General features: G+C 63.8%; 13 protein-coding genes. 7 read left to right on the top strand and 6 right to left on the bottom strand.

Annotation, left to right across the window (positions count from 1 at the left end):
• Positions 1-31 precede the first annotated feature (31 nt).
• Positions 32-424 carry a thioredoxin domain-containing protein gene (locus SYN63AY4M2_RS07685; RefSeq protein ID WP_011431572.1) on the top strand — a complete coding sequence of 131 codons (393 nt, stop codon included), beginning with the start codon at positions 32-34 and terminating at the stop codon, positions 422-424.
• Here the strand turns inward: SYN63AY4M2_RS07685 and SYN63AY4M2_RS07680 are convergent.
• The 5 genes from SYN63AY4M2_RS07680 to SYN63AY4M2_RS07660 form a co-directional block, all read right to left on the bottom strand.
• On the bottom strand, positions 361-1941 hold the full coding sequence (locus tag SYN63AY4M2_RS07680; RefSeq protein WP_041439269.1) for a hydantoinase B/oxoprolinase family protein: 1581 nt from the start codon (positions 1939-1941) through the stop codon (positions 361-363). The genes SYN63AY4M2_RS07685 and SYN63AY4M2_RS07680 overlap by 64 nt on opposite strands.
• Positions 1942-1946: 5 nt before the next feature.
• Complete coding sequence (locus SYN63AY4M2_RS07675) at positions 1947-2255, bottom strand: hypothetical protein (RefSeq protein ID WP_099887305.1); 309 nt, start codon at positions 2253-2255, stop codon at positions 1947-1949.
• Positions 2256-2286: 31 nt separating this feature from the next.
• Positions 2287-2808, bottom strand: a complete 522-nt coding sequence (locus SYN63AY4M2_RS07670) for a PDZ domain-containing protein (protein ID WP_240530356.1) — start codon at positions 2806-2808, stop codon at positions 2287-2289.
• A 255-nt stretch (positions 2809-3063) separates the two neighbouring features.
• Positions 3064-4014 carry a prolyl aminopeptidase gene (gene pip, locus SYN63AY4M2_RS07665; protein ID WP_011431576.1) on the bottom strand — a complete coding sequence of 317 codons (951 nt, stop codon included), beginning with the start codon at positions 4012-4014 and terminating at the stop codon, positions 3064-3066.
• Positions 4015-4047: 33 nt separating this feature from the next.
• Positions 4048-6255, bottom strand: coding sequence for a glycoside hydrolase (locus SYN63AY4M2_RS07660; RefSeq protein WP_099812693.1), 2208 nt, complete (start codon positions 6253-6255; stop codon positions 4048-4050).
• Between the two features lie 175 nt (positions 6256-6430).
• Here SYN63AY4M2_RS07660 and SYN63AY4M2_RS07655 point away from each other — a divergent pair, with 175 nt between their 5' ends.
• The 3 genes from SYN63AY4M2_RS07655 (at position 6431) to SYN63AY4M2_RS07645 (ending at position 9597) form a co-directional block, all read left to right on the top strand.
• Positions 6431-6973: an HNH endonuclease gene (locus SYN63AY4M2_RS07655; RefSeq protein ID WP_011431578.1), complete on the top strand. Its 543-nt coding sequence runs from the start codon at positions 6431-6433 to the stop codon at positions 6971-6973.
• 47 nt (positions 6974-7020) lie between these two features.
• The gene (locus SYN63AY4M2_RS07650; protein ID WP_011431579.1) at positions 7021-7584 is read left to right on the top strand and encodes a phycobiliprotein lyase; all 564 of its coding nucleotides are present in this window, start codon (positions 7021-7023) and stop codon (positions 7582-7584) included.
• A 123-nt stretch (positions 7585-7707) separates the two neighbouring features.
• Positions 7708-9597, top strand: coding sequence for an AAA family ATPase (locus SYN63AY4M2_RS07645; RefSeq protein ID WP_099812692.1), 1890 nt, complete (start codon positions 7708-7710; stop codon positions 9595-9597).
• Here the strand turns inward: SYN63AY4M2_RS07645 and glcD are convergent.
• Positions 9594-11084, bottom strand: a complete 1491-nt coding sequence (glcD, locus tag SYN63AY4M2_RS07640) for a glycolate oxidase subunit GlcD (protein WP_240527783.1) — start codon at positions 11082-11084, stop codon at positions 9594-9596. The genes SYN63AY4M2_RS07645 and glcD overlap by 4 nt on opposite strands.
• A gap of 69 nt (positions 11085-11153) precedes the next feature.
• Between glcD and SYN63AY4M2_RS07635 the strand changes: the two genes are divergently transcribed.
• The 3 genes from SYN63AY4M2_RS07635 (at position 11154) to rplT (ending at position 13182) form a co-directional block, all read left to right on the top strand.
• Positions 11154-12380, top strand: a complete 1227-nt coding sequence (locus tag SYN63AY4M2_RS07635) for a class I SAM-dependent methyltransferase (protein WP_049749799.1) — start codon at positions 11154-11156, stop codon at positions 12378-12380.
• Between the two features lie 122 nt (positions 12381-12502).
• Positions 12503-12703, top strand: a complete 201-nt coding sequence (gene rpmI, locus SYN63AY4M2_RS07630; RefSeq protein ID WP_011431583.1) for a 50S ribosomal protein L35 — start codon at positions 12503-12505, stop codon at positions 12701-12703.
• A gap of 122 nt (positions 12704-12825) precedes the next feature.
• Positions 12826-13182, top strand: a complete 357-nt coding sequence (gene rplT / locus SYN63AY4M2_RS07625) for a 50S ribosomal protein L20 (RefSeq protein WP_011431584.1) — start codon at positions 12826-12828, stop codon at positions 13180-13182.
• The last annotated feature ends 33 nt before the right edge of the window (positions 13183-13215 follow it).

Here is a 13215-nt window from a genome sequence, read left to right as displayed (position 1 = left end):
GATCCCAAACAACTTCTTTAGTCTGGGAGTGATGAACTTGCAAGTTGCTTTAGATGCTTTTAATCAAGAACTTTTGACAAGTGACGGGTTGGTGTTGGTGGATTTTGGTGCCCCTTGGTGTGGCCTGTGTCGCTTCATTCAGCCGATTACCGACCGTCTCGCAGCAGAGTGGGGCGGCGCGGTCAAGGTGCTGCGGGTGAATGTGGACGACAATTTTTGGCTGCCGCGCCGCTATCGGGTGCGCTCGCTGCCGACCTTAATTTTGTTTGAGAAGGGTCAAGAAGTGCAAAGGCTGGAGCACTTCGCCAGCCGCGATGATGTGCTCCGCCGCTGCGAGCAGTTGTTTCTCGCTCGCCTGCGCTATGTGGGTTCGGGTGCCTGCTCCTCCTCGCTGGACCCCCAAGCCCCGCCGCCAGGGGTGTAGAGGGTGAGCACATCGCCGGCTTTCAGGGGGCGGCTGATCTTGCTGGGCAAGGGATCCCCGTTGACGAGGTTGATCCCCAGCTGGCCAGGTTCGCCGCCTTCTTCCCCTTGCGGGGCATGGTGGCGCCGGTCGGTGAGCAGGGAGAGGGTGCAATCTTGCAAGGTCTGGATGGAGCGGATCAGCCCCCACCCGCCCCGCTGGCGGCCATGGCCGCCGGAATCTGGGCGCAACTCGTAGCGCAGCACCCGCAGGGGATACTCCAGCTCCAGGGCTTCGATGGGGGTGTTGAGGGTATTGCTCATGCCCACGTGCACCCCATCCAGGCCTGGTCGCTGCTGGCTGGCCCCCTGGCCGCCCCCCAGGGTTTCGTAGTAGGTGAAGTGGCGGTTGCCCAGCACGCAGTTGTTCATGGTGCCCTGCCCCTGGGCGATGGCACGGGATCCGGCCACCGGGGCCAGGGCTTTGAACACCACATCGGCAATGCGCTGCGAGGTTTCCACGTTGCCGGCCACCACCGCCGCCGGAAATTGGGCATTGACCAGGCAGCCGGGCGGGGCCACAATCTCGATGGGATCCTCCAGGCCGACATTGCTGGGGGCAGTGGGATCCAACAGGCAGCGCAGGGCAAAGAGCACCGCCGAGCGGGTCACGGCCAGAGGCGCGTTCAGGTTCCCCGCGGTGGCCGGGGCTGTGCCGGCGAAGTCCACCCGCAGCCTCTCCCCCTTGACCTCTACCTGCACCCGGATCTCAATGGGCTCAGGCGGATCCCCGTAGCCCTCCAGGTAGTCGCAGGCGGTGTAGATCCCATCGGGCAGAGCGCGGATCTGGGCCTGCATCCGCCGTCGGCTGTAGGCGATCACCCCGGCAATCAACTGCCAGGCCTCCTCTTCCCCGAACCGGGCCAGCAGCTCGCCAAACCGGCTCACCCCCACGGCGCTGGCCCCCACCTGGGCCTGCAAATCTCCCCGCCGCTGCTCAGGGTTGCGCACATTGGCCAGGATCAGGCGCAGCAGATCCTCCTGCCAGCGCAGCTCCCCTGTCGAGGTCATCTGGGCCAGCCGTAGCGGCGGGATCACCAGCCCCTCCTGCCAGATTTCCGTAGAGTCGGCGGGCATGGAGCCGGGGCGCATCCCCCCAATATCGGCATGGTGGGCGCGGTTCACCGCATAGGCACAGACCTGTTCTGGATCCCGCAGGCCGGGGATGGCCGTAACCACCGTGATATCCGGCAGATGGGATCCCCCCTGGTAGGGATCGTTGAGGACGAACACATCGCCGGGCCGCGGGCCGGCTGCCACCACCGCCCGCACCGCCTCCGAGAGAGCTCCCAGGTGAACTGGAATGTGGGCCGCCTGGGCAATACAGGCCCCTTGGGCGTCGAACAGGGCTGTCGAGCAATCCCGCCGTTCCTTGATGTTGGCCGAGTAAGAACCGCGGATGAGGCGCGCCCCCATCTCCTCGGCGATCCCCGCCAGCGCATTGGCCATCACCTGCAGCCGGATGGGATGGGTATCCATGCCCCTCACAGCCTGCGCCCCAGCCAAACAGCCACCCTGCGGATCCCTTGCCAAAACTGCAGACGGCGCTGCCAGCGGTCGAGGGTATGGCGATTCTCCCGCAGCCGATCCCGCAGGCGCAGCAACTCAGCCGGCGTGGGAGCCAAAGCCCGCTCAGCGGCTTCCCGCCAATCAGCCATAGCCCGCTCCGTAACCCAGAGCGCCGACCGCAGGTTCAAGAGGACAGGAATCAGGGCAAGCAAGGCTAAAAACAGCAGCCCATTGAGGCCGCAAACCGCCCAAACTGCCCACTCTGTCCCTAGTCCAGCAGTCACAGAGAGCTCAGCAAGGGATCCCTGGCAACACTCACTGCTGCTGCAGCATCAAGGGGCGCAACACACGGCCATCGCCGACCACAACCACCGTCGATAGCACTTGTCCGCCGCGCCGGAAGGTAATGGGTACCCGCTGGCCCACGGGGGTGTTTTGGATAATTTGCTGCACATGTTGCACCGAGGTGACCCGCTGCCCGTCCACCCCAATCAAAATATCCCCCTGGGCCAGACCCGCTCGTTGAGCCGGGCCATCCTGGAGCAGGCCAACCACCTGCACCCCTTGAACTCGAGGCGCAGGGCCGAACAGGCGACGGCTGATAGCGCCTTGAGCCGGCTGTCCATCCACCGCTTCGATGGCAACCCCGATGAAACCGTTGCCTACGACAGCAGGCGACACCTGAGCCCCGAAACTGTCAACCTGAACCGTGGGGCTGTAGAAGTTGTAAGCTTCACCCCCAACCGAGTCACAGGGGTAGGCCACAACAGCATCTGCCAGCAGGAGGGAGGCGGGCAGGGCGAGGGCAAGCTTGAACAGAGGGTTCGGTTTCTGCATAGTTCGAGCCTGGAAACGGCGAAGAATAACAAGTTGAGATCCGCAAAAGCATTGGGATGGATCGACCAGCCCGAGAGAGACAGCGGAAGCCATCAACCGGGCAGCTTGCACCGCCCTTCCCTCAGTGATAAACCCAAAATCGCCAACTGTCGATAGGCTTGGCCGTGCTTTGGGGCTAGATCCCAAGGTTTTGCCGGCATTTCTGTAGCAATTCTTCAAGCTCTTGGGATCCTCAACCCGGCCTATCTCAGCGGCTCACAGACCAACGCAGCGATCGGTGGCCTGCAGCAGGGCGGTGCGGATCCCGGGCTCGGTGATGGAATGGCCGGCATCGGGAATGAGATGAAACTCCGCCTCTGGCCAGGCCTGGTGCAGTTCCCAGGCGGAAATGGGGGGGCAGACCACATCGTAGCGCCCCTGGACAATGACAGCCGGCAGATGGCGCAGGCGCTCCACCCCCCTGAGGAGCTGATCTTCAGGATCCAGAAAGCCGCCGTGGACGAAGTAATGGCACTCGATGCGGGCAAAGGCCTCGGCAAACTCTTCCCGGCCAAAGCGCTCGATGAGCTCAGGGCTGGGGATCAACTTGCTGGTGCTGGCCTCCCAGATGGCCCAGGCGCGGGCCGCCCTCAGGCGCACCTGGGGATCGGGGTCGTTGAGGCGGCGGTGGTAGGCTGCCAGCAGGTCATCCCGCTCGTTGGGGGGGATGGGATCCAGGTAATGTTCCCAAGCATCGGGGAACAGGTAGCTGGCCCCCGACTGGTAGAACCAGCGGATCTCAAACGAGCGCAGCAGAAAAATGCCCCGCAAGATAAACCCCAGGCAGGATTGGGGGTGGGTTTGCCCATAGGCCAAGGCGAGGGCGCTGCCCCAACTGCCCCCGAACACCCACCAGCGCTCAATGCCCAGGTGCCGGCGCAGCTTTTCGATATCGGCCACCAGATCCCAGGTGGTGTTCTCCCGCAGCTCGGCGTAGGGGCGGCTCTTGCCGCAGCCGCGTTGATCGAACAGCACCACCCGCCAGCGGCTGGGCTCGAAGTACTGCCGGTAAAGGGGATCGATGCCGCCGCCGGGCCCTCCGTGCAAAAACACCACCGGCTTCCCGTCTGGGTTGCCGCACTGCTCGTAGTAGAGGGTGTGCAGGGAAGAGACGGGGAGAAAGCCGTGATCGTAAGGCTCGATGGGCGGGTAGAGGTCGCGCTGCATAACCAGAGATTCTAAGGATCAACGGCCAGCCGCTCAAGGCCTGCGCAGGGCGATGGTGGCCTTGGGCGGGATCCCTTCCTGGAAGGTCTCGCCATCGGCGGCCACGATGACGAACTGCAGCTCTTGTCCCGGCTGGGCGCCCAGATTGCTCCAAGGAATAGCCACCTCCAAACAGGCATCCACCACCGCTTTCACTTGGTGGCTGATGGCGTGCCAGGTGTGGTACTCCCCTGCCTGCAAGAGCTGAGCCTCGACAGGGGCGGGATGCTGGCCGGTGCCGGGGGGCGGCAGCGATAGCTTCAACAGGTGGCGGTAGTGGTAGTTGAGGGGGGCTTCTGCCGGCAACCCTTGGAGGGGAATGGGGCTGTTGACGGTGACGCAGTTGGGGTAAAACCACAGCACCTGCAGTTGCTTGGGCCGCTGCACGACCGAGTTAAAATCCAGCCGCAGGTAGAGGTTGAAGTGATCGAACCCGTACCAGAGGCGGCGGACGACGCTGTTGCGGTGCATGGTGCCGCGGGCGGCGCCGATCTCCACCCGCCCGGCTTGGCTCCACTCCCGTTCGGCGGGGCGGCCGTTGATGGCCGGGTGGATAAATCCTTGCGGCAGGCGATCCCCCAGCCCATCGTGATCCTCGAGAGGGAACTGCAGCACTGCCGGCACGGCCTCTCCCAAAGCGGTGTAGAGGGCCTGCAGATGTTCCCGAAACAACTGGTCGAAAACGGCATCGTGGGCCGAGGAATGGCCCGCCCCAAACCACCAGAACCAGTCGGATCCCTCGGCGGCCCAGAGGGCTTCCCAGGCTTCGGGATTGGCGTGAGGGTGATCCTGAATGACCTGGCGGGCTTGGGCCAGGAGCTCCCAGGCGCGGTTTTTGACGGGATCCCCGATCCAAGTGGTAAAGTCAGCTTCAATCCAGGAGCCGCTGTGCAGTTGTTCGGCTGGCAGAAACTCCGTAGGGGGAAACTGGTCCAAAAACTCCGAAACCGTCACCAAGCGCAGCGCCGGGTGCTGGCTGAGGCGGGCATAGAGGTTCTCCAGGAAGGGCCGGCCATCTTGGGGGTAGTACTCCCAGCAATTTTCCCCATCTAGGGCGATGGTGACCAGCCAGGGCTGTTCCTGGGGCAGGCGGTTGCGGATGCTCTCCAGGTGGCCGATGAGATCCTTGGCGGCAGCATCGGCGGGCATGGCGCTGTAGCTGAAGCCGATCAAATCGGAGAGGCGGTGATCCCGAAAGACAATGGCCAGATCCCCTGCCTCGCTCTCCAGACGGTAGGGCCGATAGAGCTTTTCCGGCTCGAGGATATGGCCCTGCCCGTCGCGATGAAAGGGTTGGCCCAGGCTCCAGCCCAGCACGCCCTCGTCGGAGATGATCCACTCAAAACCCTGCTTTTGCACGATGGGGACAATGGCCGGGCTCACGGATTGCTCCGAAGGCCACAGACCCCGCGGCTCGCGGCCAAAGCGCTCCCGGTAGATCTGCTTGGCCCGCTCCAGTTGGCTGTGGACATCCTGCTCCCAGTGGAAGGGGTAGCGGGGCAGGGGCAAGCCGGGCCGAGCCACCCGCGCCGAGCGCTCGCTCACCAGCAGGGGCAAGATGGGATGGGTGTAGGGGCTGGTGGTCAGCTCCAGTTGGCCGCTCTCTTGCAGCTTGGCGTGCTGGGGCAAGATGGCGGCCAGGATCTGCTGCTGCTTGGCATAGATCCGCTGCCGATCCGCCAGGGTAAAGCCGGATCCCATCTTGATCCAGCCCTCGATCTCGGGATCCTCGTGGAAGAGGGGATCGAACCAGGAGAGGTTGTGCCAGGCCAGCAGGTCGCTGAAGTCTTGCGGTGTCCAGTACTGTAGGCACCAGTTGATCCCCTGCGATTCCCGCTGTTCGTAGAGCTGGCGGTAGCGGGGATAGGGCTCAATCATGGTGGGGTAATGGCTGTCGAAGAAACGCTCGACAATGAAGCGCCGCTGCTCCGGGGTCAGCTTTTCGACAGGAGATAAAGTCAGCTCCAAATAGGGATCGAAGGCGGAGCCGGCCACGTAGTCTTCGATTTGCACAATCAGAGAGGGCACCAGGTTGACCGTTTGGTGCAGGCGAGGATAGCGCTCCAGCAGCAGAACCAAGTCGAGGTAGTCTTTGATCCCGTGTAGGCGCACCCAAGGCATGCGATATTTACCCGCTATCGGACTTTTGTAGAGGGGCTGGTGTTGGTGCCAAACCAAGGCGATATGCAGCGGGTAAGTCATGGGAGGCACGGGATCCGACCATCACCCGGATACTAGCCCATCTGTCCGGCTCCCGATCGTCAGAAACTCTGGAATGTTGAACGGTGGGGATCCGCCTGGATGGTGCCCACTGCGGGAAAACCTTGTCATTCGCCGGATTTCTCAGGACAATGGCGGCAAATGGAAGAGCTAAGTCATGACTGCTGCTACCCACGTCCTGGAACAGTCGATCGTTGTCTTCTCCCAAAACTACTTGCCCATTAGCCGGGTCAACATTAGGCGGGCGATTGTGCTGCTGCTGACGGGCAAGGCAGAGCCGCTGGCGATGATGAATGTGCCGGTATGGAAAGTGCGCTCCCCCAGCCAGGTGATCGAGGTGCCCGAGCACATCCGCCTGACCATCAAGGGCAAAGAGCGGGCCTGGCGAGTGCCCCCTGTTAACCGGCGGGAGGTTCTGCGGCGGGATCACCACACCTGTCAGTACTGTGGCAGCACCCACAACCTAACCCTGGATCATGTCGTGCCTCTTTCTCGCGGGGGATCCCACACTTGGGACAATGTGGTGACTGCCTGCGAGCGCTGCAACCAGCGCAAGGGCAACCGCACGCCCGAAGAGGCGGGCATGGTTCTGCGCAGCAAACCCCGCGCCCCCCTCCACCCGACGGTGGCTTTTGCCGAGCAGTTTTGGCGCGAACAGCAGAGCCGGCAAGAGCCAATCTACGGCTACAGCGCAAGTTAGAATCGGCAAATTTCGGTTGTTATCGAGGAGGATCCGCGTCGGCCATGATGACCGTAATGGAGTTTTTTGCCCTCAGCGCTGGCGAGTGGATGTGTCAGCGTACCAGCCATCACTTGGCCTTTCGCCGCTCTGAGGGGGGGAGATCGCGGATGCAAATTGCTACCCTTTCGCCCGCCGATCCGGCAGTTATCCAGGTTTGTGAGCTGTTCAAGGTGGATCCACGGCGGGCCGTGGGGGCGGCGCGAGTGCAGTGGAATGGGGAGCAGGAGTGGGACAACGAAGAGTACAAAGGCGATGTGGTGCTGGTTCCCATTCCCGATCCCGACAACCCCATGCGGGGGCAACTGTTGCGGGATCAGGGCTATGCCGAGAAAGTGCCGGTGGCCGGCACCTACGTCATGGGATCGGACGGCGCCCTCACCCTCTACACCGAGTACGAGATGACCGAGTCGGAGGAGCGCATCTGGTTTGCCAGCCCCAACCTGCGCCTGCGGGCCAGCACCGTCAAGCGCTTCGGCGGCTTCAGCATGGCCTCTTTCTGCTCCGAGGTGCGCAAGCTCTCCGCCAGCCCTTCCCCCATCTCGGCTGTGGCTGAATCCCGCTCTCTCTAGGCTGTGGGCTGACCAGAAAGCTTGCCGGCGCCGGATCCCTGGCTTACTGGGGAGAGCCTCAGCCGGCAAGGGATGGGCTAAAACCTCTGTTGGTGGGTCATTTGTAGACGGAAAACCCGGGCTGTGGCGGATCTAAGCGACTTTATCCAGGGTATTGAGCAGCTCATCGAGCTAGCCCAGAAGCTGGACGAGAAAAAAAACACGGGGGGGCTGCGAACCGAAGTGCGCATCCAGGCCCGATCCCTGGGCAGCTCCATCCCCCCTTCTGGTTCTATCCCCCGCCGCCGCAGTGCCCAGACGGGGGATCCCTCCTGGAGCAGCGAGCCTCAGGTGATGTCCACGTCAGGCTGGCGCGAGCCGCCCAAGGCTGACCCTACGCCTGAGGCCACTGTCGCCGACCCCCCCGGCAGCCCAGACACCTGGCCGGGACCGCGCCTCAAGGATGTGGGGGGGTTGAAGGAACAACTGCAAGCTTTGCGGGAGCTGGTGGAGATCCCCCTCAAGCGGCCCGATCTGCTGGCCAAGTTGGGTTTGGAGCCGCCCCGTGGCGTGCTGTTGGTTGGCCCCCCTGGCACTGGCAAGACCCTGACGGCCCGCGCTTTGGCCGAGAGCCTGGGGGTGAACTACATTGCCCTCGTCGGCCCGGAGCTGATCGGCAAGTACTATGGGGAGGCGGAGGCGCGCCTGCGGCAGGTATTTGAAAAGGCGGCCAAGTCGGCCCCCTGTCTGGTGTTCATCGACGAAATCGACGCCCTTGTGCCCAACCGCGCCGCCGTCGAGGGAGAGGTGGAAAAGCGCCTGGTGGCTCAAATGCTGGGGCTGATGGACGGCTTTGTGGCCCAAAAAGGTGTTGTGGTGCTGGCGGCCACCAACCGGCCCGAGGCCCTGGATCCGGCGCTGCGGCGACCGGGCCGCTTCGACCGCGAGGTCATTTTCAAGGTGCCGGATCGGGAGGGGCGGCGGGAGATCTTGGCCATCCACACCCGCGGCATGCCGCTGGCAGAAGATGTGGACTTGGACAGCCTGGCGGATCAGACGCTGGGCTTTGTGGGGGCAGATCTGCGCGGCCTGTGCCAGGCGGCAGCCTATGCGGCCTTGCGGCGGCAGGTGCCGGATCTGGGATCCCCCATCCCCGACTCCTTGACAGTTTCGGCGGCGGACTTTCAGCAGGCCCTGCAACAGGTGAAGCCGGCGGTGTTGCGCTCAGTGGAAATCGAGTCGCCCCAGGTGAGCTGGGATCAGATCGGCGGCCTGGAGCAGGCCAAGCAGGTTCTGCAGGAGGCCATCGAGGGATCCCTGCTGCACCCGGAGCTGTACGAGCAGGCCCAGGCGCAAGCGCCCAAAGGGATCCTCCTCAGCGGCCCTCCCGGCACCGGCAAGACCCTGCTGGCCAAGGCGATTGCCTCCCAGGCCAAGGCCAACTTCATCGCCGTCTCCGGCCCAGAGCTCTTGAGCAAGTGGGTGGGATCCTCCGAGCAGGCGGTGCGAGAGCTCTTTGCCCGCGCCCGCCAGTGCGCCCCTTGTGTCATCTTCATCGACGAGATCGACACCCTCGCCCCGGCGCGGGGCAGCTACTCCGGCGATAGCGGCGTCAGCGACCGCGTTCTGGGGCAACTGCTGGCCGAACTGGACGGGATCCGCCCCAGCCAGGGGGTGTTGGTGGTGGCCGCCACCAACCGCAAAGCCAGCTTGGATCCCGCCCTCACCCGCGCCGGCCGGCTGGAGCTGCACCTGAGTGTGGAGCTGCCGGATCGGGCCGGGCGGCGGGAAATCCTGGCCGTGCACAACCGCAGGCGGCCCCTAGGGCCAGATGTGGATCTGGAGGTGTGGGCCGAGCGCACGGAAGGCTGGAGTGGGGCCGATCTGGCCCTGCTAAGTAACCGTGCTGCCATTGCTGCCATTCGCCGCCACCGGGCCACTGCCGAGTCGGTGGATCCCAAGACCCTGGTCATCCGCCAGGAGGACTTTGCCCAGGCCTTTGCCGAGCTGCAGCAGCAGCGCCAGGCCACCTAGAAGACCGGGATCCCTTGCCATTCCGGCTGCCGGTGGGCGTGGGCCGCCTCGCCGCAGGTGCGGGGGGTGGGAAAGATCTTGTCGGGATTGGCGATGTGCTGCGGGTCGAGCACCTGCCGCACCCACTGCATGCTCTCCAAATCCGTGGGCGTAAACATCTCCGACATGTAGCAGCGCTTGTCGGCCCCGATGCCATGCTCGCCAGAGATGCTGCCTCCCAGGCGCACGCAGAGCTTGAGGATCTCGCCCCCCAGCTTCTCCACCTGCTCCAGGGATCCCGGCACCGACTCGTCGTAGAGAATCAGCGGATGGAGGTTGCCGTCGCCGGCGTGGAACACATTGGCCACCGGGTAGCCGTACTGGCGGCTGAGGCGCTCGATTTCTTTGAGGACATAGGCTAGCTGGCTGCGGGGGATCACCCCATCCTGGACGTAGTAGTTGGGGCTGAGCTTGCCCATGGCGGCAAAGGCCGCCTTGCGCCCCTTCCACAGCCGCGCCCGCTCTTCTGCATCGACGGCCACCTGCACCTGGCGGGCCCCGTTTTTCAAGCAGAGCGCCCTCACCTGTTGGCCGACTTCCTCCACCTCCAGCTCCAGCCCGTCCACCTCCACCAGCAAGATGGCCGCCGCATCCCGTGGGTAGCAGCCCAACTGCACCACATCCTCCACAGCATTGATGCTGAAGTTGTCCATGATCTCCAGGCCGGCGGGGATGATCCCGGCGGCGATGATGTCGGAAACGGTGGCTCCTGCCGCCTCGACGCTGTCAAAATCCGCCAGCAAAACCTGCACCTGGGCCGGCGCCTTGAGCAAGCGCAGGGTAATCTCGGTAGCAATGCCCAGAGTGCCCTCGGAGCCGACGAACAGGCCCACCCAGTCGTAGCCGGGCATCTCCGGGATCTTGCCCCCCCAGCGCACCACTTCCCCATCCGGCAGCACCACCGTCAGGCCGAGGATGTGGTTGGCCGTCACCCCGTACTTGAGACAGTGGACGCCGCCGGAGTTTTCCGCCACATTGCCGCCGATGGAGCAAACCGACTGGCTGGAGGGATCCGGCGCATAAAAATAGCCCTGGGCGGCCACCGCTTGGGTAATCCAGGCGTTGATTACTCCCGGCTGCACCACCATGCAGCGGTTGTCTAGGTCAATCTCCAGGATCTGTTTCATCAGGGTGGTGGCGATGACGACGCTATTTTCCAGCGGCAGCGCCCCTCCCGAAAGGCCGGTGCCGGATCCCCGCGCCACGAAGGGCACCTGGTAGCGGCTGCACAGCTTCACCACCTGCGCCACCTCCTCCGTGGTGCGCGGCAACACCACCAGAGCCGGCCTTTGCCGGTAGCTGGTCAGCCCGTCGCACTCGTAAACCAGCAGCTCCTCCGGCCTGCTGATCACCCGCCGGGGATCGAGAATTTTTTTGAGCTCAGCCCTCAGTTTGAGCCAATCGAAGGTGAGGCCAGCTTGCAACGGGTGAGAGGAGCGAACAGCCATAGGGGGCGGCAGAACATCTCGTGAGGGGGATATCGTCACTATAGTCTGGATAGTCTGGCCGGAGAGCCTATGCAGTCCCGCAACGCCGAACAGATCCTTGAGCAAGTGCGGCAGCTCTACGACCTCTACCCCTTCCCACCACAGCCCATCGGCACCGTTCCCCCGCCGGGGTGGAACTGGCGCTGGAGCTGGCCCCAGGCCTATGCTTTTTGCACCGGATCCCATCCGGGCCGGCGCAAGGTGCGCATCCTGGATGCCGGCTGCGGCTCTGGGGTAGGGACAGAATACATCGCCCACCAAAACCCGGAAGCGGAGATCTGGGCCTTTGACCTAAGCGGCCGCGCCCTGGAGATTGCCAAGGCCCGCTGCCGGGCTTCCCAGGCGCCGCCGGTGCAGTTTTGCCAGCTCAACGTTTACGACATCGACCAACTGCCGGGGCAGTTCGACTTCATCAACTGCGTGGGCATGCTCCACCACCTGCCGGATCCGCTGGCGGGGCTGCAGGCGCTGGCGAGCAAATTGGCCCCTGGCGGGATCCTGCATTTGTTTGTCTATGGCGAGCTGGGCCGCCACGAAATTCGCTTGATGCAAAAGGCCATCCGCCTACTGGTCGCCGGCTCCGAACACCAGCCCCTGGCTTCCGCAGAACACCTGCAACAAGGGCTACAGGTAGGCCGCCGCCTCTTCCGGATTTTGCCGGAGAGCAACCGCATCCAGCAGCAGGAACGCGCCCGCTGGGCCGTTGAGAACGTGGACGACGAATGCTTTGCCGACATGTACCTGCACCCGCAGGAAGTGGACTACAACATTGAGACCCTGTTTGAGCTGATCCGCGCCTCCGGGCTGCAGTTTTTGCGCTTTTCCAACCCGGAGTTCTGGCGGCTGGAACGGGTGTTGGGCCAGGATGAGGCCCTGCTGGCCCAGGCGGCTCAACTGCCAGAGCCGGAGCGCTACCGCCTGATCGAGCTGCTGGATCCGGTGGTGGCCCACTACGAGCTCTTCCTCGGCAAGCCTCCCCTCCCCCGCTGGGAATGGACCAGTCCGGAGGCGGTGGCCTCGGCTGTTGCCCACCTCAGCCCATGTCTAGGCCTGTGGCCGGGCCGGAGCATCTTCAACTACGCCTACGAGGCAATCTCCCTCAGCGAGGAAGCCTTCGCCTTCCTGCAGCAGGTGGACGGGATCCGCACCGTCCAAGCCCTTCAAGACAGCCTGGAGTCTCCCCTGGGCTGGCCGCAGTTGCAGCAGTTGCTGCGCTGGCAAGTGCTGCTCTTGGAGCCACGGGAGGGCTGTCTTTGAGTGCCTCTGAGCAAATGTGGGCAGCCAAGACCGGTGGCAGCATTTGCCTTCTTGGACTTTCCTGCTCTATGCTGGGAGGCTGTGACCTTTTCTCCAGCCCCACCCATTCTGGGGGTACTGCCATGCCCAAAATCAAAACTCGCAAGGCAGCCGCCAAGCGCTTTCGCCTCACCGGCAGCGGCAAGTTTATGCGCCGCCGGGCCGGGCACAACCACCTACTTGAGCACAAAACCAGCAACCGTAAGCGCAAGCTGGCGGGTGTAGCCCTGGTAAGCAAGCAGGATCTGGCCAATGTGCGCCTGATGCTGCCCAACACCCACTAGCTGGGTCCTGTTCGCGCTACGCGCCGCTTCCCCGACGCCTCGGCACGTTGGGGACGGGTTGAAGTCTCAAGGTTTGCCGGGGGCTCGCCAACTTCTATATCCGTCTGTATTGGGTTACTGCCATGAGAGTCAAACGCGGCAATGTTGCCCGCAAGCGTCGTAAGAAGATCCTCAAGCTAGCCAAAGGCTTCCGCGGAGCCGGCTCCAAGCTGTTCCGCACTGCCAACCAGCAGGTGATGAAGGCTCTGCGCAGCGCCTACCGGGATCGCCGGCGCAAGAAGCGGGATTTTCGCCGCCTGTGGATTGCCCGCATCAACGCGGCCACCCGCGCCCAGGGCCTGCGCTACAGCGAGTTCATCGACGGCCTCAAAAAAGGCAATATCCAACTGAACCGCAAAATGCTGGCCCGCTTGGCCTTCCTGGATCCAGAAGCCTTTACCCAAGTGGTGGAAGCAGCTCGCCAGGCCCGCGCCTCCTAAAGAGATGGGGTCTCGGTCTCCGTTGGCCGCAGC

This window comes from Synechococcus sp. 63AY4M2 (assembly GCF_002760475.1).
Lineage (GTDB): Bacteria > Cyanobacteriota > Cyanobacteriia > Thermostichales > Thermostichaceae > Thermostichus.
The sequence above is the reverse complement of the archived record's forward strand: the minus strand, read 5'-3'. Positions and strand labels throughout refer to the sequence as shown.